This window comes from Mesorhizobium sp. BR1-1-16 (assembly GCF_020165495.1).
In the GTDB taxonomy this organism is placed as follows: domain Bacteria; phylum Pseudomonadota; class Alphaproteobacteria; order Rhizobiales; family Kaistiaceae; genus Kaistia.
Genome location: NZ_JAIUIE010000012.1, coordinates 49525 through 69812, shown reverse-complemented (window position 1 = coordinate 69812; position 20288 = coordinate 49525). Strand labels below are relative to the sequence as shown.

Sequence of the window (20288 nt, the reverse complement as noted above, 5' to 3'; positions counted from 1 at the left end):
GTTCCTTCGCCAGGCTCTGCCTGCCGCAAAGTGCGGCATGCGGGCTCCCGCGATGACGAGGCGCGCCGCGAGGCCGCGCAGGAGAATGTCATGACCGCAACTCTCGACCACGGCGCTGCGCCGCTCGTCCGCCGCGCGGCCAGCCGGCCGCTGAAGCAGCTCGTGGTGCCCTATCTCTATGTGCTGCCGGCGGCGTTGTTCGTGGCGGCGTTCCTGCTCTATCCGATGGTGCTGACAGCCTGGCGCAGCCTCACGCATTTCGACGGAATCTCGGACCCGACCTTTGCCGGGCTCGACAATTTCCGCGATCTGTTCGCCGACCCGCATTTCCTTTTGTCGCTGCGCAATACCGTCATCTGGACGGTCGCCGCGGTGGTTTTCCCCGTCACGCTTGGCCTGGTCTTCGCGCTTGCCTTCAGCCGCGTACGCTGGGGCGGCTTCTTCAAGACGGTGATCTATCTGCCGGCGACCATTTCGGCTGCAGCAGCCGGCATTCTGTTCTCTTTCGTCTTCAACTACGACAACGGCATCTTGAACATGATCCTCCGCGGCATCGGGCTTTCGGGCCTCGCGAGCCGCTGGCTGTTCGATGTACCCACCAACACCTTCGCGATGATCGCGACCTATACCTGGCAGCAGACTGGCCTCAACATGATGCTGTTCCTGGTGGGGTTGCAGGGGTTGCCGCCGGAGCCGATCGAGGCGGCGAAGATCGAGGGCTGCACGGGCTGGAACCTTGTGCGCCGCATCATCCTGCCCATGCTCATGCCCTATGTGGTGATCACCACGCTGCTCGCCATCGTCAACGGATTCAAGGTGTTCGACCTGATCTGGGTGATGACGCAGGGCGGCCCGGGCCGCGCATCCGAGACGCTTGCCGTCACGATGTATCGCGAGGGCTTCATCCTGTTCAAGCAGGGATACAGCGCCGCGATCGCTGTCGTCATCTCGATCGTCGCGCTCGCCTTCTCCTACTTCTATCTTCGCTCCGTCCTCGAACAGGAGGCACGCCAATGAGCGCTGAAATCGGCGAGGCGACGGGCGTTGCCCGCGAGGCGAAGTTCACCTCCGCGTTGATCCTCACAGTGTTCTGGGTGTTGCCGATCGCGCTTCTCGTCATGAGCGCCTTCAAGACGCCGATCGAATTCTCGAGCACCTCGACGTTGGCGCTGCCGCAGTCGTTCCACCTTTTCGACAACATCGCCCGCGCCTGGGCGAAGGGGATGGCATCTGGCTTCGTCAACAGCGCGATCTACGGCGTCGTCGCCTCGGTGATCTCGGTCATCCTCGCCGCGATGGCGGCCTATGGCATCGTGCGGCTGCGCATTCCCCAGGGGATGTTCTGGTTCCTGCTGATCTATAGCGGGACCATCTTTCCATTCCAGATGTACCTGATCCCGCTGTTCAATCTCTATCTCGACACCGGGCTCTACGACACGCGGATCGGCATCATCGCCTTCTATGTCGCGATCACCATTCCCTTCTGCATGTTCGTCATGCGCGGCTTCTTCCTGACGGTGTCGTGGCAGATCCAGGAGGCGGCGGCGCTGGATGGGGCCAATTCTTGGGCGACCTTCTGGCGCATCATGATGCCGATGGCGCGGGCGCCGCTGATCCTGCTGGTGCTGATCCAGTTCACCTGGATCTGGAACGACCTCTTGTTCGGGCTCGTGCTGACCAAGTCCGAGAGTGTTCGCCCGATCATGGTGGCGCTGGCCGGCATGCAGGGCGTCTATGGCGCGAGCGACGGTCCGTCGGTCATTGCCGCGACGCTGGTCGGCAGCGCGCCGACGCTGATCCTGTTCCTCGCGCTGCAACGCTACTTCGTCCGGGGCCTGACGCTCGGCATGGGAGAGCGGTGATGACGCGCGTCTTTATCGTTTCGAGGGAAGTCCATTCATGAAGATCACCGATCTCAGGGCGACGACGGTGGCCGTCCCGCTCGAAGCGCCGCTGCGCCATTCGAACGGCGCGCATTGGGGCCGCTTCGTGCGGACCATTGTCGAGGTGGAGACAGACGAGGGTCTCGTCGGCCTCGGCGAGCTCGGTGGCGGCGGACAATCGGCCGAAGCCGCGATCGCCGGCCTCAAGCCCTATCTCGTCGGCCATGATCCGCTGCAGCTCGAACAGCTCAGGTGGAAGGTCATGAACCCCACCGCCTCGCTCTATAACAACCGCCTGCAGCTGCATGCGGCGATCGAGATGGCCTGCATGGATGTCGCGGGCAAGTTTCTCGGTATCCGCGCCTGCGACCTCATTGGCGGTTCGCTGCGCGAAGAAATCCCCTTCGCGAGCTACATCTTCTACCGCTATCGCGACGAGAAGACGGGTCTCGGCGGCGAGACGACGCCCGACGAGATCGTGGCGCACGCGAAGGACCTCGTCGCGCGCTACGGTTTTACGGTGCACAAGCTGAAGGGCGGCGTCTTTCCGCCCGGCCATGATGTTGAGGTGATGCAGGCGCTCGGCGCGGCCTTTCCCGAGGCCAAGCTCCGGCTCGACCCCAACAGCGTCTGGACCGTCGAGGAGGCGGTCCGTGTCGCCAAGGCGATCGGCAACCTCAACAACGATTATTTCGAGGACCCGACCTGGGGCCTCGAGGGCATGCGGCGGCTTCGCAAGGCGATCGATATCCCCACCGCGACCAATACCGTCGTCGTCAATTTCGAGCAGCTTGCCGCCAATATCCGCCTAGAGGCGGTGGATGTCGTGCTGCTCGACACGACCTTCTGGGGTGGGCTCCGCCAGGCGCACAAGGCCGGCACGGTGCTGGAGACGTTCCAGTATGGCGCCTCGGTGCATTCCTCGGGCGAACTCGGCATCCAGCTCGCCTCGATGCTGCATCTCGGCGCCGCCCTGCCCAATCTCGGCTTCGCCGCCGACGCGCATTATCACCATCTGACCGATGACATCATCGCCGGTGGAAAGCTCGCTTACCGGAACGGCAAGATCGCGCTGCCCAAGGGGCGGGGCCTCGGCGTCGAGCTTGATCGCGACAAGGTTGCGCAATACGCGGCCTATTACCGCGAGATGGGCGGCTACGCCTATGACCGCGATCCCGGCCGGCCCGATTGGTACTGCGTCATGCCCGAGACGAATTATGCCGACCCCGGCAAGGGCGGCCGCCTCCCGCGCTGAATCCATCATCCGAGTTGACCGGAGAGACCTGATGATCAGGGAAATTCTGTTCGTCCATCATTCGCATACCGACATTGGCTACACGCACCCGCAGCCGGTGGTGATGGAACTGCACCGGCGCTTCATCGACGAAGCGCTTGATATCGCCGACGACACGGCCGATTTCGACGAGGAATCGCGCTTCCGCTGGACCTGCGAAGTCACCGGCGTGACGATGGACTGGTGGAACCGCGCCTCGACGCGAGACCGCGACCGCTTCCTGGCCGCCGTCAAGCGCGGACAGTTCGAGGTGGCCGGCATGCAGTGGCACATGACGCCGCTGATGGACCATGCGATGGCGCTCGACGTGTTGAAGCCGATCCAGTTCTTCCGCGATCTCGGGATTCCCGTTCGCTCGGCGATGAATACCGACGTCAACGGCCTGCCCTGGGGCATGGTCGATGCGCTGCTTGATCATGGCATCAGCGGCATCTCGATGGCGATTAACGAGCATTTCGGCCATGCGCTGCGGCCCTGGCCGCGCGCCTTCCGCTGGCAGTCTCCGGCCGGCCGCGAGATCCTCGCCTATAATGGCTTCATCTATGGCGTGACCAGCGACCGCGGCATGCGCGTGCCCGTCGATTTCGACGAGGCGCTGGTTCGCGTGCCGCAATGGGCGAAGAGCTGGGAGCAGCGCGGCTATCCGCATCCCTTCCTGATGATGCAGATCACCAATATCCGCTATCATGACAATGGTGCACCGCAGCGCGCTCTGCCGGATTTCATCCGCCGCTTCAACGCAACTGATCCGGCGGTGCGCCTCCGCTTCGTCACCATCTCCGGTGTCTTCGATCGCTTCCGCGCTGAGCCGCTCGAACACCTGCCGCTGATGCGTGGCGACTGGACCGATTGGTGGAATTTCGGCGCCGGCAGCACGGCGCAGGAGACGCGCCAGGCCCTGCAGGGCCAACGCGATCTCGACGCTGCGGAGGGGCTGCGCGCTTTCGTGCCGGGCGTGACGCTGAACCGCGAGGCAGAACTGTTCGAGACTGCGCGGCGGGCGCTCGGCCTCTATGCCGAGCACACATGGGGCGCCGATCGCTCGATCAACCAGCCGCTCTCCGCCGAGACGCGGACGCAGCAGCTTTTGAAGCTCGCTCTGGCGCCGGAGGGCGCGAGTATCGCGCGGATGCTGCGCCGCGACGGGCTGGAGAAACTGGCAGGCACAATCGGCGGCGAGGAACCTCGGCTCCTCGTCTATAATCCGCATCCCTTCCCCGTGCGGCAGGCCGTGAAGCTGCCGCATCTGCCGCCGGTCGGTGGCATCAGTGAGGTCAAGGACGGCTTCGGCATCGAGGCAATCCTTCCGCATGGACCGTCCTCGCACCGTATCCAGCGCCAGGATGTCATCCTCTCGGACCTGCCCGACCGCGTCGCGATCTGGACCGAGCCGTTCGAGATTCCGGCCCTCGGCTATGTCAGCGTGGCCGCATCGGGCATCCGCGCTGCCGCTTCGCCGAAGGTAGACGGCACAGTGCTCTCGAACGGCCGTCTGCGCGCCGAGATCGATCCGGCCGGTGGGCTCAAGTCGTTGACCCTCGACGGCATCGACTATGTCGGCGCGGCCGAGGGTGCCGTCTTCGGCGTGCCGGTGCTTGAACGGCCCGAGGCTGGAACGCGCGAGGCGATCTTCGACCGTGTCGACGTGGAGGCGGCCGAGTGGAACAAGTCCTGGCACACCGATTGGCAGGCAGTCCGTAAGGCGGGCGCGGTCGTCGGCGATGCCGAGGTGATCACGGGCCAGGGCCGGGCGGAAATCCGGCAGAACTTTGCCTTCTCTTCCAGCGATCGCGTCACCGTGGTCTGGCGGCTCGTTGCCGACCAGCCGGCGCTCGAGGTGGAGGCGATCGTCGACAAGGCGCCGCTGGCCGCGCCGCACGGGATCTATCTGCCGCTGCCGGTACGTCTCGGCGGAGCATGGCACGTCGATTATGAAACTGCAGGCGCCAATGTGCGGCTTGACGACGAGCAATTGCCGTTCGCCAGCCGTCACTACATCACGACCCAGCGCTATATCCGCATTGCCGATGAGAACAATGACCTCACGGTAGCGACGCCGGATGCGCCGCTCTGGCAGGTCGGCGGCTTTACCTTCGGACGGTGGCGGGAGCCGGATGGCGGCGTGGCACGGCCGGCGCCCGTGCTGAATGCCTGGCTGACCAACAATTACTGGTCGACCAACTTCCAGGCCGACCAGGGTGGCCGCATCAGCTTCCGCTTCACGCTGCTGCCAGGCGCAGGGCGCGCGCTCGGCGCCGCCGTGCAGTCCGCGCTCGGGCATGCCCAGCCGCTCGCCGCGCATGTCTATGCCGAGCGCGGTCCGCTCACTTCGGAGCGCGGCCAGCTTCTCGACATCGATGCGGGGCCGCTGATGCTGACGCGGCTTGAACCGGCCGATGGCGGCGTCGCGCTGACGCTGCTCAATCCCGAGGACCATGCCGTCGAGGCGATCATCCGTGCCGGCCTCGTGACGCCGGCCAGCGCCCGGCGCACATCGCTTTCCGGCGAGGGAATCGAGGATGTCGCGGTGGTGGGCGGCGAGGTCCGCGTCAGTGTCGGGCCGCGTGCCTGGACGCGTGTCGTGATCGAGCCCTAGCGGAGTCGATATGAGCGCTCCCGCCGCAAAGGCGGGGGCGCTTCAGGCGAGGGAGGGATCGCCGGCGATGACGGCGCGGATCTCGCCCTCGACGATGTCGAGGATATGGTTGATCGCCGCGACGGCCGCGTCCGCGTCGCTGTCGAGGATCGCGTCGGCGAGCGTCCGGTGCGGCGGGAACGAGGCGATGCCGAAACCATCGCGGCCAAACGGCGATTCCGCCGAGCGTTCCAGCGCGTGATCGAGGCTCAGGAGGATCTGCCCGAACATCGGATTGCCGGAGGCGTCGTAGATAGCGCCGTGAAAGGCCGCGTCGGCCTTGCGCCAGGGGCGGCGCGCATCGACGTCGTCGATCAGGATGTCGCAAAGGCGCGAGATCTCACGCCGCTGGGCCGCACTGGCATTCACCGCCGCCTTGCGCACGACGTCGCTTTCGAGCGCCCGTCTCACTTCCATCAGGCGCAGCAGCGCTTCGCCCTCGAGGCGGATCATCGTCGGGGCATGACCCTTCGAGGAGGGAACGCGCGCGACGAGGAAGGTGCCGGCGCCGCGACGTCGGCGGATGATGCCGAGCCCTTCCCAGCGGTTGAGCGCCTCACGGATCGTCGTCCGCCCGACGCCGAGCTTTTCCGCGAGCGACAGCTCGGGCGGAATCCGGTCGCCGACCCCGAGGCCGGCGCGCTCGATCATTTCCGCCAGCGCGTCGAGCACGGCAACACCGCGCGTCGTCGTGTTGATGCGTTCGAGATACTCGACCGCGTCGCGGCGGCCGGGCTCGATGAGAAGATCGTCGATGGGAATCACCCTTGGCTTTGCTTCATGCGCGGCTGCCGCTGCGCCAGCAAGTCACCGAGCGCGCGCACCAGCACATCCATCTGTTCGCGAGTATTATAGCCTTGGCAAGACAATCGCGCGATATGGTGGCCCTGCCATTCGAAGACGGGGATCTCGATGCCATAGTCGCGATAGAGCTGCTCGTGGATGGCGAGCGGATCGCAGGGCGGGATCGGCATTGCCACCATCTGCGGCGCGCAGAATTCGGGGCTCGACAGGGCGGGTAGACCAAACAGATCCCGAACACGCGCCGCGGTTTCCTGGGCGAGGCGGCCGCATTCGGCCGCGACGCGCCACCAATCATGGGCCTGCCGAAAGGCGATCGCCGCCGGCACGGCGAGCCATGGCGAGGGATCGCGCGTCCCCTGCATCTCGACCTCGTCGACGAAGGCTGAATTGCCGAACGGACCGCGCACGCCCGGTTCCTTGTTGTTCGCTGTCCAGCCATGGCTGACGACGAGCGGATCGATCATCGACTGCAATTCCGGCCGCACATGCACGAAGGCGGACCCTTTGGGCGACATCATCCATTTATGGCAATTGCCGGAATAGACGTCCGCGCCGAGCGCATCGAGATCAAGCGGTATGTGGCCGGGCGCGTGCGCCCCGTCGATCACGCTCCAGATGCCGCGCGCTCTCGCTTCGGTGACCAGCCGTTCGATCGGGAAAACCAGCGCCGTGGCCGAGGTGATGTGGCTCAGGAAGAGCACGCGGGTGCGATCGGTGACCCCGGCGAGAACGGCTTCATGAAAGGCCTCCGCCGAAGTCAGCGGCAGCGGCACCTGGGCCACCACGATCCGCGCGCCGGTGCGGCGGGCGACAAAGGCGAGCGTCTTTTCGAGCGCGTTATATTCGTGATTGGTGGTGAGGATCTCGTCGCCGGGCGTGAGTGGCAAGGATTGCAGGGCAATGTTGAGCCCCGTCGTCGCGTTTGTGACTTGCGCGATATCGTCGACCGATGCGCCGACTTCCGCCGCGAGGGCCGCGCGAGCCACGCGCAGATTGGCCTCGAGACCCCGCCTGGAATCCAGGAATTCGACCGGCTGGCGTTCCAGCTTCGCCTGCCAGCGCTGATAGTCCTCGAACACGGGCCGCGGGCAGGCGCCGAACGAGCCGTGATTGAGGAACACGACCTCGGGATCAAGGAGGAAATGCTGGGTCAGATTGGTGGTCACGTCAGCGCCCTTTCAGGGTCGGATCGAGAGCATCGCGCAGTCCGTCGCCGAGCAGCGACGCGGCGAGGATGGTGACGGCAAGGGCCAGGACGGGGAATACGGCCATGTGCCAGTAAAAATACATGAAGTTCATGCCGACATTGATCATCTGGCCCCAGCTTGGCGTCGGTGGCTGCACGCCGATGCCGAGGAAGGAGAGCGACGCCTCCAGCATCATGGCAAGCGGGATGGCCAGCACGAAGCCGACGATCACCGGCGAAACCGAATTTGGAATGAGATGGCGCCAGACGATATGCCAGGGCGAGGCGCCGAGCGCCTGCGCCGCCATGATGAACTCCTTCTCGCGGAAGGATTTCACCTGGGCGCGGACCAGCAGGCAGACATTGACCCAGCCGAACAGGCCGGCGATCAGAACGATCGCCCAGACGCCGCCACGCGTCAGCGTCGCAAGCAGCAGCGCGGCGAGCAGCGGCGGCACCACTGAAAACAGCTCGATGATGCGCATGATCGCCCAGTCGAAGCGTCCGCCGAGATAGCCGGCCAGCGCGCCGAGCGGCAGGCCGAGCACGAGGCTGAACACGGCTGCCGAGAGGCCGATGCCGAGCGAGACCCGGGCGCCATAGATGATGCGCGTAAAGAAATCGCGGCCGAGATCGTCGATGCCGAACCAGTGCTCGGACGAGGGAAAGGCGAGTGACTTCGTCAGAAAAGCCTGGTCGTTGGGCCCGGTCCTGGAGATCAGCGGCGCGAAGATCGCCAGCAGAATGATGATGACGAGGACGATGCCTGCGCCGAGCGCTGCCTTGTTGGCGGCGAAGCGGCGCCGGGCGAGATAGAGCGGGCTCCGCCGTTTGGCGCTGTCGGGACGGGGCAAAGCGGGGCTGGCGGCGCTGAGATCGGTCACCGGGCTTTCCCTCCGAGGCGAATGCGCGGATTGAGCAGCGCATAGAGAATGTCCGAGATCAGGTAGGAGATGCAGAAGAGCGCGCTGATCATGAGCATCAGCGCCATTTCGAGCGGGTAGTCGCGCTTCTGGATCGACGAGACGAAATAGGCGCCGAGGCCGGGGACGCGGAAAATCGCCTCGACGAAAATCGAGCCGGTGGCGATGCCGACAAACATCGGCAGGAAGATGGTGATCATCGGGATCGCCGAATTGCGCAGCACATGCTGGAAGATGATCCGCCGCTCGCTGAGCCCTTTCGCGCGCAGCACCGTCACGAAGGGCTTGTTCAGCGTGTCGAGCATTGCCGAGCGGGCATAGCGGGCATAGGTCGCGAGCGGCACGGCGGCATAGGCCATGATCGGCAGGATCCAGCGCCGCGGCTCACCCCAGCCGCTCGCCGGCGTCCAGTGCAGCCAAACGGCGAAGACGAGGATCAGCAGCGTCGAGATCACGAAGACCGGGATCGTCAGGCCAAGCGTCGCGATGCCCGAAGCGAGATAGTCGATCCAGCTGTTGCGATTGAGCGCGGCGGCCATGCCGAGCAGGATGCCGATCGGCGCGCCGATCAGGACGCCGAGGCCGCCGAGCACGAGGCTCGGCACCCAGGCATGGGCAATGAGGCCCATCACCGTTTCGCCGGGCGACTGGTAGGGCACCCCGAAATCGAGATGGAAGACGCCCCACATGTAGCGGAGGTATTGCTCCCAGAGCGGCTTGTCGAGGCCGAGCTGCGCCATCAGCTTGGCCTTGATATTGTCCGGCAGCGGCATCTCGTAGCCGTCGAACGGCCCGCCGGGAATGGCGTGCATCATCAGGAAGATGATGACCGACACCACGAAGAAGGTGGCGAGCATCGAGAGCGTGCGGCGGATGATGAATTGCAGCATGCTCAGCGGCCCTCCGTCACGATCGCTTCGACGAAATGACTGCCGACCAACGCGACGAGCTGCGGATCGGCGGTATCGAGCAGCGGCTGCGGCTCGATCTCATGCGACCGGAAGCGCGGCGTGCTCGCCGCCAGCTCATCGGCGGTGAGAAAGGTGCGCCGTCTGCGGGCCTTGGGGTCGACGACCGGGACCGCATCGAGCAGCGCCCGCGTATAGGGATGATGAGCCGCGGCGAAGATGCGGTCGGTCGGACCGCGCTCGACCACACGGCCGCGCAGCATGACGACGACCTGGTCGGCGAGTGAGCGCACCACGGAAAGATCGTGGCTGATGAACAACATCGACAGCCCCATGTCGCCTTGAAGGTCCTGCAGCAGGTTGACGATCTGCGCCTTGACAGAGACATCGAGCGCCGACGTCGGCTCGTCGGCGACGAGTACCGAGGCGCCGAGGATCAGCGCCCGCGCCACCGAGATGCGCTGGCGCTGGCCGCCGGACAGCTCGTGCGGATAGCGCGTCGCATAGCTGCCATCGAGGCCGACCCGCTCCAGCCAGTGCCGCGCCTGATCGCGCCGTTCGGCGGGCGAACCGATCGCATGGATTGCGAGCGGCTCGGCGATGATCTCGCCAAGCGTCATCATCGGATCGAGCGAGGAATAGCTGTCCTGGAACACGACCTGCATCTGCCGGCGGAAGGGCTTCAAATCCTTCTGGCTGAGATCGGTGATGTCCTCGCCGCCCAAGAGGATGCGTCCCGCCGTCGGCTCGACAAGGCGAAGCGCCATCAGTCCGGTCGTGGTCTTGCCGGATCCGGATTCGCCGACCAGCGCGACGACCTCGTTGCGCGGCACGACGAGGTCGACCCGATCGACGACCGTCTGCGTGTCGAAACGCTTGGTGATCTGGCGAAGTTCGAGAGCGGGCCCGGTCATGCCGCAACCCGTTCGGCGGGGACGCGGATGCAGGCAGCCATGCGGCCGCCCAGCTTCGCCTCGAGTGCCGGCGTCGTCATGCTGCAGGCCTCGATGGCCATCGGACAGCGCGGATGAAAAGGGCAGCCCGGCGGCGGATTGGCCGGGTTGGGCGAGGCGCCGGGAATCTCGGTCAGGCGCTGCTTGCCAGGTTTCTGTCCGGGGATGCTGGCGAGAAGCGCGCGCGTATAGGGATGCAGCGGCGCTTCGAAGATTGCCTCGACCGGCCCGGTCTCCATCACGCGGCCACCATACATCACGACTACCCGATCAACCGTTTCGGCGATGACGCCGAGATCATGGGTGATCATCACGAGGCCCATGCCGGTCTCCGCCTGGATATCCTTGATGAGCTGGAGGATCTGCGCCTGGATCGTCACGTCGAGCGCCGTCGTCGGCTCGTCGGCGATGAGCACAGCCGGTTCGCAGGAGAGCGCCATCGCGATCATCACGCGCTGCAGCATGCCGCCGGAAAGCTGGTGCGGATAATAGCGCACGACGGCTTCGGCGTTCTTGATCTCGACGCGCTTCAAGAGCGTCACGGCCCTCTGCATCGCTTCCTTCTTGGAGATGTCGCGATGGGCGGTGATGGTCTCGGTGATCTGGTGGCCGATGGTGAAGACCGGGTCCAGCGACGTCATCGGGTCCTGGAACACCATGGCGGCGACGCGGCCGCGGATGGAGGCGAGCGCCTTCTTGTCGGCGCGGAGCATGTCCTGGCCGCCGAGGGTGAGCTTCTTCGCGGAAATGGTTGCCGGCGGCTCGCGCAGAAGGCGCAGCAACGCCGAGCAGGTGACCGACTTGCCGGAGCCGGATTCGCCGACGATACCGAGGCTTTCGCCGCGCTCGAGATCGAAGCTGACGCCGCGAACCGCCTGCACGACGCCCTCGTACTGGCGAAAGCTCACCGCGAGATCTTCGATTTCTACCAGCCGCATCGGCACACGTCTCCTGACCGGGAAAAGGGAAGGCGGGCGCCGGGAAGCGCCCGCCTCAAGCCTCACTCTTTGGTGACGTGCGTGTAGAGGTAGCCGGAGAGGCGATCGAGCGGGGTGAAGCCCTTCGAATTGGGCGTCACGCCCTCGCCCTTCAGCTTGTCGCTGACGGCGGCGATGGTCACAGGATGGACCAGCGGCACCAGCGCGGCGTTGTCGGTCAAGACCTGCTCGGCCTTGGCATAGTCGGCAAGGCGCTTGTCCCAGTCGGCGCCTGCGTCGCCTGCGTCGACGAGCTTGTCGTATTCAGGATAGGCGTAGTGATGACGTCCGCCCGACTTGAACAGGTCATAGAAGTTCGACGGGTCGAGATAGTCATATTCGTAAGGGGCGAGGAACAGGCCGTTCGACCGCGCCTTCAGGGCCGCCGTCCAATCCTTGGTCGGCATCGACTTGATGCCCATGTCGATCCCGAGGATGTCCTTGAACTGCGCCTGCAGGTACTGGAGCATCGGCGCTGCGATCGCCGCATTGTATCCGCCCTGCTCGCGATACCAGATCTCGATCGGCGGGAAGCCCTTGCCATCGGGGAAGCCGGCCTTGGCCAGTTCTTCCTTGGCGAGCTTCGGATCGAACGCCGTCTTGTCGGCGATCGACTGCTGGAAGCCCGGATAGCTCGGCGCGAGGATCGACTTGGCGGGAACGGCGGTGTCCTTCAAGACCGTCGAGGTCAGCTCGTCACGGTTGATGGCCGCCTGGAAAGCCTTGCGGACATGGACGTTGTCGAACGGCGCCTTGTCGGTGTCGAAGGCGAGATAATAGAGCGCGAACACCGCATTCTTGCGGATGCCGTCCGGAAACTGCTGCTGGACGACGGGCACCTGGCCTGCGTTCAGCGTCGTCCAGTCCGCTTCGCCAGCCATGAAGGCCGGGAAACCGACTTCCGGCGGTCCGATCTGCGTGTCGAGAACGAGTGTCTCGATCTGCGCCGGCCAGGGACCGTTATATTTCGGGTTCTTGACCAGGGTCATCGTGTTGTTGGACTTCTCCCAGCTCTTCACCATGAAGGGGCCGGAGGCGACCAGCGTGTCGACGCTCAAGGCGTAATCGTCACCGATCTTGTCGACGACATGCTTGGGGACCGGGTACCAGAGGCTGGCGACGCCCGGGAAATAGGACTTCGGCGCGTCGGTCGTGACCTCGATGGTCGTCGCGTCAACGGCCTTGATGCCGAGCGTCGAGGGATCGGCGCCCTTGTCAGTAACGTCGGACCAGCCCTTGATGCCGCCGGCGAACGACCAGTACCAGTTGAAGTCGTAACCTTCCTTGGCCGCGCGCTGCAGCGCGAACACATAGTCTTCAGCGGTCAATGGCTCGCCGTCGCTCCAGACCAATCCGTCCTGAAGCTTGAAGGTCCATGTCAAACCGTCGGCCGATTGCGACCAGCTCTTGGCGCCCATCGGGTTGAGCTTGTATTCGCTGTCGAATTCGGTCAGCGGCAGCGAGGTGATCTCGGGTGCCCCGGCGCGGTCATACACGGTCTTCATGTAGTCCATGTAGGTGCCGCTGGTGGTGCCGCCGGGCCCTGTCACGGTGCTGTCGGCATGGGCGACCGCCGGCAGCGACAGGCTCGAAGCCACGAGAACCGCACCGAGCAATCTATGCAGCGCGTTCATCCAGTCCTCCTTGTTGATGGGCAGCGGCGTTTCCCCGTCCGGTAGCCCAATGACATATGACTGACAAAGTCTGCGGGACAGCACAAGCGGTCCCGCAGCAGTTGCCGGTCAAAAGCCGAATTTTCTTGAAGTGGAGGATGGTTGGGGTCGCCGGAAGTGCCGTACGAAACGACGGCAAAGCTGTGGCCGCACCGACGAGCCGCGACCGGGCGTGATTGCTGCTATCTCGGCCGGTTCGGCAGCGAAGGGCTGCCGCTCGCGTCCTCGTCCTCGTCCCAGTCGCTGGCCATAGCCTCGCCATCCCTGAGCACGCGCGGCTCGGCGCTTGCGGCACCGTCATTATTTTCGCCCGATTGAACCGGCGCGAACTGGCCTTTGGCGTCGCCCTTGACGGTAGACGTCGACGGCACGGCAACCTTCCTGTTCCGATCGGTCATGTCATGCTCCCATTGCGGCGGGCGCGCGGCGGCGCGCGCGCCGTTTGCCTCCCATCAGTTGATGGCTGCCGGCATTTTGGCGACCGACATCAGCGACTGCGCCGCCTGGGCGAGCAACTGGTCGGCGTTTTCCTCTTCCGAGAGCGAGGCGGCAAGCAGCGCGACGAGCGGCGGCAGCCGTAGCTGCTGCGCGAGATTGCGCGCCGTTTTGTAGGCCGAAATCTCGTAGTTCTCGACGCGCTGGGCAGCGCCGATCAGCGCCAGGTCGGCCGAGGCATCGTCCTTCTCGCCGGCTTCCCCAATCACCTCCTGGCCCTCCTCGATCAGTCCGGCCATGCCCTTGCACGGCTTCGCCTGTGCCTTGATGTCGAGCAACGCGAAGCAGCTTTCGAGCCGCTCGACCTGCTGCTCGGTCTCGGCGAGGTGGCGCTCGAAGAGATCGCGGACCTGCATCGCCCGCGCCGCCGAGGCAAGCTTCGGCAGTGCTTTCACCAGCTGCTTCTCGGCGTGTAGAATGTCCTTGAGCTGATCGACGAGGAGCGCCTGCAGCGCCGCGTCGGCGACATCGGGCGTCGTTTCGACCCGGACCATCGCGCCATCCTCCGCAGCGCTTTCTTCCGAGATCACCGGAGAAGTCATGTACTCCCAGTCGCCGCCCTCATTCCACGGACCGCGGGCATCGAACTCGCCATAATCACCCGAACCGGTCGAATCGTTGAAATACTGGTCGACGAGACCCGGTGTCGGCGGCAGGCGGCCGATCGAGAAGGTCGGCTTCTTCATGCTTTCGAGCGCCGCCGAGAATGCCTTCATATGCGTGATCTCGCGCGTCATCAGGAATTGCAGCGCATCCTTCGTGCCGGCATCGTCGGTGAAGTTGATCAGCCGCTCATAGACAATCTTGGCGCGGGCCTCGGCGGCGATATTGCTGCGCAGATCGACATCGAGTTCGCCCGTGATCTTGAGGTAGTCGGCCGTCCAGGGATTGCCCTGCGAGTTGAAGAGGCTAACGCCGCCGCCGCCGGCAATCGCGATTAGCGGATCCGCCTCCGCCGCTTCGCGGTCGAATTTGGACGGCTTCAGATGCATCCGGGCGAGCGAGCCGACAACCTCGAGATGGCTCAGTTCCTCCGTGCCGATATCCATGAGGAGGTCCTTGCGCTCCGGATCCTCGCAATTGAGCCCCTGGATCGAATACTGCATGGCAGCCGCCAACTCGCCGTTCGCGCCGCCGAATTGTTCCAGCAACATGTTGCCGAAGCGCGGATCGGGCTCGTCAACCCTGACGGTGAACATCAGCTTCTTGATATGGTGATACATTATAGTCCCGCGTGTTCAGTGGTCCCCACTCACGCAATGCCTTTCACCAATGGCAGTTCCAAAGTACGGTTTCGTACAATATAAGCGTAAGCTCTACTATAAGCTCATGCTGTGCTTATAAATTCTTCCGAATCCATCGAACAAATCTGGCTGGGAATCGTTGGCTTGATCTGGACGCCGGGCGCCGCTGTCGCCCGCCGGTAGGGCTGGCATTTCATCAAGGAGTGAACGATGCGTTCAATTACGACAAAGGCTCTGGCACTCGCTTGGATAGCCTTCGTGCCATCGGTTTCCTTCGCTCAGGCGGCAAATGACAGCGGCGGTGCCGTACGCGCTGAAACGTCGGACGCAGCTGAAGCCTTTGCACGGACGGCAGCGGTCTCCGGCCTTTACGAAGTGCAGGCGAGCCAACTGGCGCTGGAACGCTCGAAGGATGCGGCCATCCGGGAATTTGCCCAGATAATGATCACCGACCATACCAAGGCCGACGGCGAACTTCGCCAGACGGCAGGCACCATGACACTGCCGAAAACGCTGGATCCGCCCCATCAGGCGTTGATCGAGGCGCTGAAGGCGGCGGGGCCGAACTTCGATGCGCTCTATGTCGAGCAACAGATCGCCGCGCACAAGGAAGCGGTGGCGCTGTTTACCGGCTTTTCCGAGACCGGCCCGAACGGCGCGTTGCGCGGACTGGCGGCCAAGCTGCTACCGACGCTCCAGCACCATCAGGAGATGGCCGGCGCGCTGAAGCCGAGCTAGCTCGGCCTCCAGTCATCATCGAACCGATCATTCGCCCGCCGGCTGCAGCGCTGCGTCGCCGACGGGCTCGGCCTGTTCAGAACGCGCCGTTGTGCGGCCGTGGAAAAGCCGGCCGAGCCAGCGGCTGAACTGCTCCATCTCGACGAAGATCACCGGCGTGATGAACAGCGTCAGCAATTGTGAGACGATGAGGCCACCGACGACGGCGATGCCGAGCGGCTGGCGGAGTTCGGCGCTGGCGCCCGTTCCGAGCGCGATCGGCAACGCTCCGAGCAGGGCGGCGAAGGTCGTCATCATGATCGGGCGGAATCGTCGGACGGCCGCGCGATGGATTGCCGGCGATGGTTCGAGGTTTTCCTCGCGCTGGCCGGCGATGGCGACGTCGACCATCATGATCGCGTTCTTCTTCACGATGCCGATCAGCATCAGGATGCCGATCAGGGCGATCACCGACAGGTCGAGCCCGGCAAATTTCAGCGCCACCAGCGCGCCGAGCGCCGCCGCGGGCAGGCCGGAGAGGATGGTCAGCGGATGGATGAAGCTTTCATAGAGCATGCCGAGCACGACATAGATCGTCAGGATCGCTGCGAGGATCAGGATGCCCTGAGTCGAGAGCGAATCCTGGAACACTTGCGCGGTACCGGCATAGGACGTGTAGACATTCGCCGGCAGGCCGATGTCCTGCTTCAATATCGTGACCTGATCCGTGGCCTGGCCGAGCGCGACACCTTCGGGCAGGTTGAACGAAATCGTCGCGGCCGGAAGCTGGCCGAGCTGGTTGACCGTCACCGGACCGGACACGCGATCGACCCGGGCGATGCTCGATAGCGGCACCAGGGTGCCTGAAGCAGAGCGGATGCGAATGGTCGACAGCAGATCGTCGGACCAGGCAAGATCCGGGTCGTATTCGAGAATGACGTCATAGCTGGAGCCGGTGCTCTGGATCGTCGCGGCCGTCGCGGTGCCGAAACCGTCCTCCAGAGTCTGCCGCAAGGTCGCGGCGGTGATGCCGAGCGAGGATGCCTTGTCCCGGTCGATCACCAGACGGGCCTGAAGCGCGTTGTTCTGCAGGTTGTTGGCGACGTCGACGAAATGCGGATCGGCCCGCATGGCGGCGGTCAGCTTCGTGGTCCAGTCGTTCAGCGTCGGCTGGTCGAGCGACTGGACGACGAGCTGATACTGGCTCTGCGAACTCATGCCGCCGACGCGGAGATTCTGGACCGGCACGATATAGCTGCGGATGCCGGCAATGCGGCCGAGCTGCTGACGAAGATCGGCTGTAAGCACATCAAGCGGCGGACGCTCATCCTTCGGCTTCAACTGCACCGAGAGCGATCCGGCATTCATGGTGGCCGAGCCCGGCCCGCCGCCGACGAAGGACGCGACATGCTGGACGTAGGGCGAGGCGCCCAGCACGGCCTCGACCTGGCGCTGCAAGCCGCTCATGGCATCGAAGGAGATGTCCTGCCGCGCCTGTGTGGAGACCGAGAGCTGGCTGATGTCTTCCTGCGGGAAGAAGCCCTTCGGCAATGTCGCGAAGAGCCAGGCGGATGCTGCGACCGTCGCGAAGAAGACGCAAATGATGATGAAGCGATGCGCGAGGCACCAGCCGACGCCGCGGTCGTAGCGATGCTCGATCCAGAGGAAGGCCCTTTCGAACCAGGCGGCGGGTCCCCAGCGGCCGGGTTCGGCGGCCGATTTCGGCAGCCGGGCCGCGAGCATCGGCGTCAGGGTCAGCGAGACCACTGCCGAAGCGCCGATCGCCAGCGTCACGACGATGCCGAACTCGTTGAAGAGCCGCCCGACGACGCCGCCCATCAGGAGGATCGGCAGGAAGACGGCGACGAGCGAGAGCGTCATCGAGATGATGGTGGCGCCGATTTCGGAACTGCCCTTGAGCGCCGCCGCGAACGGCTTCTCCCCCTCCTCGACATGCCGCATAATGTTTTCGAGCATGACGATAGCGTCGTCGACGACGAGGCCCACTGCGAGCGTCAGGCCGAGCAGCGAGATGTTGTCGACGCTGAAGCCGAGCCAGTACATGCCGCCGAAGGCCGCGACGAGCGAGAGCGGCACGGCCAGCGCCGGAATGATCGTCGCCGAAAGCTTGCCGAGGAACAGGTAGATGACCAGCACCACCAGCACGATGGTGATGCCAAGCGTCATCTGCACGTCCGAAATCGCCGCGCGGATGGAGGTCGAGCGATCGTTCATGACGTGGATGGTCATCGAGGCCGGCATCGAGGCTTCGAGCTTTGGCAGCTCTGCGTTGACGGCATCGACGACGGCGACGGTATTGGCACTTGGCTGGCGCTGGATCGCGAGCACGATGGAGCGCGATCCATCATACCAGCCGGCCGTCTGCGTGTTCTCGACGCTGTCGACGACATTCGCGACGTCCATGAGGCGGACGGGGGTGCCGCTGGAGCCGGCAATAATCAGCTGCTTGAACTGATCGGCATTGGTCATCTGCGTCGGCGCGTCGATGACGAGCGCCTGGCTCTTGTTGGTCAGCGTACCAACCGGCGTCTGGTCATTGGCACCGGCCAGCGCCGTCGAGACCTGGTCGAGCCCGATGCCGCGCGTGGCCAGCTTGCTCGGATCGACCTGGACGCGCACGGCATAGGTCTGGCCGCCGTAAACGCTGACCTGCGCCACGCCCGGCAGCGTCGAAAGGCTTGGCGAGATGACGTTCTCCGCGAAGTCGTCGATCGTCGACATCGGCAACGTCGGGCTTTGAACCGCCAGGAAGAGCACCGGCGCATCAGCCGGGTTGACCTTTCGGTAGCTCGGCGGGTTCTGCATGTTCGCCGGAAGCTGACGCTGCGCCCGGTCGATCGCCGCCTGAACGTCTCCGGCGGCGGTATCGATGTTCTGGCTGAGCGCGAATTGCAGCACGATCTGCGAACTGCCGAGCGAACTGGTCGCGCTGATCGTGTCGATGCCGGAGATCGTCTCGAACTGCTTGATCAGCGGCGTCGCGACGGCGGTCGCCATGGTCTGCGGCGAGGCGCCGGGCAACTGCGCGTTGACACTGATCGTCGGAAAGCTGACCTCGGGCAAGGCCGCGACCGGCAATTGCTGATAGGCGAAGATTCCGCCCATCGCGATGCCGAGGAACAGCAGCGTGGTGGCGACCGGCCGGCGGATCCAGAACTCCGAGATATTCACGACGCGTCTCCAACGACGGTAGGCTTGGTCTTTGCCGCGGGGTCGCCGGCCTTTGCGCCCTTGCCATCACGCACATTGACGGTCATGCCCTCGGCCAATGAGAGCTGGCCCTCGGTGACGACCTGATCCCCGGCGCTGAGCCCCGCGCTGATGCCGGCCTTGTCACCGACGATGCCGGCAACCGTGACGGGCCGAACGTCGATGGTCTTGTCCGGCTTGACGACGAAGACGTTGGCTCCGCCCTGGCCCTGCTGCACCGCGACTGTCGGCACGATGACAATGCCGCGGTTGGTTCCAAGGTCGACATCGACCTTGACCGCCTGGCCCGGCCAGAACGCGCGATCCTTGTTGGAGACCGCCGCGCGGACCGACATCGTGCCCGAACCCTGGACGATCGTGCTGTCGATGAAATCGATCTGCCCGGCAACATCGGTGGATGGCGCGGCCGCGCTGACTTTCGCAGAACCGGTGCCGCTTGCCGGCGCGACGCCCGGATCGGCGGCGGAAAGCTGCACCGCCACGGGCCCTTTCGCCAGGGACTGGCGCAGAAGATCGACATCGGCATCCGAGACCGCAAAGAGCGCCTCGATATTGTCGATATCGGTCAGCGTGACGACGGCATTACCCGGCTGGATCAGGCTGCCGACGGTGATCGCGAAGGCGCCGAGGCGTCCATCATGCGGCGCCTTGATGCGCATTTCGTCGAGCACGACCTTGTCGGCGGCGATGTTGGCCTCGTCCAGCTTCACGACCGCTTCGGCGCTGGCGGCGGCTGCCGTCGCCTGGTCGAGCTGCTGCTGACTGTCGAATTTGCGTCCGAAGAGATCCTGGGCCCGTGTCAGGTCGGCCTTGGTCGAAGTGACCGCCGCCTCGTCGCGCGTCATGGCCGCAGTGTCGCGATCGAGCGTCGCCTGAGCGGCGCGATCGTCGAGTTCGACCAGCACATCGCCGGCCTTGACCTCCTGCCCGTTGGCCGCCAGCAATCGTGTCACGATCCCCTGCTGCTGGGTCGTCACGGTGGTCGAAGCCGTCGAGGCGATCCATCCAATGGTCGAGCGCCGGACTGGCAGATCGCCGGCCGTGGCCGTGGCGACGGTCACCGAAACGGCACCGCCGCCGCGCCGGCCGCCCTTGCCGCCCGTGGGCGCCGCGCCCTTGGCATCGGCCCCTTGCGCTTGCGATGTTGCTCCATCCGCCGCGCGGGCCGCTCCGAACAGGAAGGGCGGACGCCAATAGCCCAAGCCCATTGCCCCCGCTGCGATGATTGCAGCGACGCCGACAGCCAGAACAGCTGCTTTCCGCATGACGAGATTCCCTGTTTCCGCCGACAGCTATGAACCGGCTGCGCAAGGGCCCTCCATTAAATCCGCGTAAGGTTGTGCGGTGCGAAAATGGGGATGCTGC

General features: G+C 64.8%; 16 protein-coding genes. 5 read left to right on the top strand and 11 right to left on the bottom strand.

Annotated elements, in window-relative coordinates:
* Positions 1 to 90 precede the first annotated feature (90 nt).
* The 4 genes from LB518_RS20500 to LB518_RS20485 are packed head-to-tail and all read left to right on the top strand — an operon-like array spanning position 91 to position 5773.
* The gene (locus LB518_RS20500; protein WP_224579676.1) at positions 91 to 1017 is read left to right on the top strand and encodes a carbohydrate ABC transporter permease; all 927 of its coding nucleotides are present in this window, start codon (positions 91 to 93) and stop codon (positions 1015 to 1017) included.
* Entirely contained in the window at positions 1014 to 1862 is an 849-nt protein-coding gene (locus tag LB518_RS20495) for a carbohydrate ABC transporter permease (RefSeq protein WP_224579675.1), read from the top strand. Before LB518_RS20500 ends, LB518_RS20495 begins: the two co-directional genes overlap by 4 nt.
* 37 nt (positions 1863 to 1899) lie before the next feature.
* Positions 1900 to 3138 carry an enolase C-terminal domain-like protein gene (locus LB518_RS20490; protein WP_224579674.1) on the top strand — a complete coding sequence of 413 codons (1239 nt, stop codon included), beginning with the start codon at positions 1900 to 1902 and terminating at the stop codon, positions 3136 to 3138.
* Between the two features lie 31 nt (positions 3139 to 3169).
* On the top strand, positions 3170 to 5773 hold the full coding sequence (locus LB518_RS20485) for a glycoside hydrolase family 38 N-terminal domain-containing protein (RefSeq protein WP_224579673.1): 2604 nt from the start codon (positions 3170 to 3172) through the stop codon (positions 5771 to 5773).
* 42 nt (positions 5774 to 5815) lie between these two features.
* Here LB518_RS20485 and LB518_RS20480 read toward each other — a convergent pair whose 3' ends face one another.
* From LB518_RS20480 to LB518_RS20440, 9 genes are all read right to left on the bottom strand, one after another.
* Positions 5816 to 6577, bottom strand: coding sequence for a FadR/GntR family transcriptional regulator (locus tag LB518_RS20480; RefSeq protein ID WP_224579672.1), 762 nt, complete (start codon positions 6575 to 6577; stop codon positions 5816 to 5818).
* A complete protein-coding gene (locus LB518_RS20475; RefSeq protein WP_224579671.1) occupies positions 6574 to 7782 on the bottom strand; it encodes an aminotransferase class V-fold PLP-dependent enzyme in 1209 nt (402 codons plus the stop codon). The genes LB518_RS20480 and LB518_RS20475 overlap by 4 nt, the downstream gene beginning before the upstream one ends.
* Position 7783: 1 nt before the next feature.
* Positions 7784 to 8686, bottom strand: coding sequence for an ABC transporter permease (locus tag LB518_RS20470; protein ID WP_224579670.1), 903 nt, complete (start codon positions 8684 to 8686; stop codon positions 7784 to 7786).
* Positions 8683 to 9615: an ABC transporter permease gene (locus tag LB518_RS20465; protein ID WP_224579669.1), complete on the bottom strand. Its 933-nt coding sequence runs from the start codon at positions 9613 to 9615 to the stop codon at positions 8683 to 8685. Before LB518_RS20465 ends, LB518_RS20470 begins: the two co-directional genes overlap by 4 nt.
* A gap of 2 nt (positions 9616 to 9617) precedes the next feature.
* The gene (locus tag LB518_RS20460; RefSeq protein ID WP_224579668.1) at positions 9618 to 10547 is read right to left on the bottom strand and encodes an ATP-binding cassette domain-containing protein; all 930 of its coding nucleotides are present in this window, start codon (positions 10545 to 10547) and stop codon (positions 9618 to 9620) included.
* Positions 10544 to 11524 carry an ABC transporter ATP-binding protein gene (locus tag LB518_RS20455; RefSeq protein ID WP_224579667.1) on the bottom strand — a complete coding sequence of 327 codons (981 nt, stop codon included), beginning with the start codon at positions 11522 to 11524 and terminating at the stop codon, positions 10544 to 10546. The genes LB518_RS20460 and LB518_RS20455 overlap by 4 nt, the downstream gene beginning before the upstream one ends.
* 62 nt (positions 11525 to 11586) lie before the next feature.
* Complete coding sequence (locus LB518_RS20450; protein ID WP_224579666.1) at positions 11587 to 13197, bottom strand: peptide ABC transporter substrate-binding protein; 1611 nt, start codon at positions 13195 to 13197, stop codon at positions 11587 to 11589.
* Positions 13198 to 13418: 221 nt separating this feature from the next.
* Entirely contained in the window at positions 13419 to 13634 is a 216-nt protein-coding gene (locus LB518_RS20445) for a hypothetical protein (RefSeq protein ID WP_224579665.1), read from the bottom strand.
* Between the two features lie 54 nt (positions 13635 to 13688).
* A complete protein-coding gene (locus LB518_RS20440) occupies positions 13689 to 14954 on the bottom strand; it encodes a DUF892 family protein (protein ID WP_224579664.1) in 1266 nt (421 codons plus the stop codon).
* A gap of 231 nt (positions 14955 to 15185) precedes the next feature.
* Here LB518_RS20440 and LB518_RS20435 point away from each other — a divergent pair, with 231 nt between their 5' ends.
* The gene (locus LB518_RS20435) at positions 15186 to 15713 is read left to right on the top strand and encodes a DUF4142 domain-containing protein (RefSeq protein ID WP_224579663.1); all 528 of its coding nucleotides are present in this window, start codon (positions 15186 to 15188) and stop codon (positions 15711 to 15713) included.
* A 27-nt stretch (positions 15714 to 15740) separates the two neighbouring features.
* Here LB518_RS20435 and LB518_RS20430 read toward each other — a convergent pair whose 3' ends face one another.
* Positions 15741 to 18884, bottom strand: a complete 3144-nt coding sequence (locus LB518_RS20430; protein ID WP_224579662.1) for an efflux RND transporter permease subunit — start codon at positions 18882 to 18884, stop codon at positions 15741 to 15743.
* Complete coding sequence (locus LB518_RS20425; RefSeq protein WP_224579661.1) at positions 18881 to 20188, bottom strand: efflux RND transporter periplasmic adaptor subunit; 1308 nt, start codon at positions 20186 to 20188, stop codon at positions 18881 to 18883. Before LB518_RS20425 ends, LB518_RS20430 begins: the two co-directional genes overlap by 4 nt.
* Between the last annotated feature and the right edge of the window lie 100 nt (positions 20189 to 20288).

Excerpts from the sequence above, each read along its gene's own strand:
- LB518_RS20465 (WP_224579669.1), bottom strand. The coding sequence starts at position 9,615 with ATGCTGCAATTCATCATCCGCCGCACGCTCTCGATGCTCGCCACCTTC.
- LB518_RS20450 (WP_224579666.1), bottom strand. The coding sequence starts at position 13,197 with ATGAACGCGCTGCATAGATTGCTCGGTGCGGTTCTCGTGGCTTCGAGC.
- LB518_RS20490 (WP_224579674.1), top strand. The coding sequence starts at position 1,900 with ATGAAGATCACCGATCTCAGGGCGACGACGGTGGCCGTCCCGCTCGAA.
- LB518_RS20445 (WP_224579665.1), bottom strand. The coding sequence starts at position 13,634 with ATGACCGATCGGAACAGGAAGGTTGCCGTGCCGTCGACGTCTACCGTC.
- LB518_RS20460 (WP_224579668.1), bottom strand. The coding sequence starts at position 10,547 with ATGACCGGGCCCGCTCTCGAACTTCGCCAGATCACCAAGCGTTTCGAC.
- LB518_RS20425 (WP_224579661.1), bottom strand. The coding sequence starts at position 20,188 with ATGCGGAAAGCAGCTGTTCTGGCTGTCGGCGTCGCTGCAATCATCGCA.
- LB518_RS20435 (WP_224579663.1), top strand. The coding sequence starts at position 15,186 with ATGCGTTCAATTACGACAAAGGCTCTGGCACTCGCTTGGATAGCCTTC.
- LB518_RS20485 (WP_224579673.1), top strand. The coding sequence starts at position 3,170 with ATGATCAGGGAAATTCTGTTCGTCCATCATTCGCATACCGACATTGGC.
- LB518_RS20440 (WP_224579664.1), bottom strand. The coding sequence starts at position 14,954 with ATGTATCACCATATCAAGAAGCTGATGTTCACCGTCAGGGTTGACGAG.
- LB518_RS20500 (WP_224579676.1), top strand. The coding sequence starts at position 91 with ATGACCGCAACTCTCGACCACGGCGCTGCGCCGCTCGTCCGCCGCGCG.
- LB518_RS20495 (WP_224579675.1), top strand. The coding sequence starts at position 1,014 with ATGAGCGCTGAAATCGGCGAGGCGACGGGCGTTGCCCGCGAGGCGAAG.
- LB518_RS20455 (WP_224579667.1), bottom strand. The coding sequence starts at position 11,524 with ATGCGGCTGGTAGAAATCGAAGATCTCGCGGTGAGCTTTCGCCAGTAC.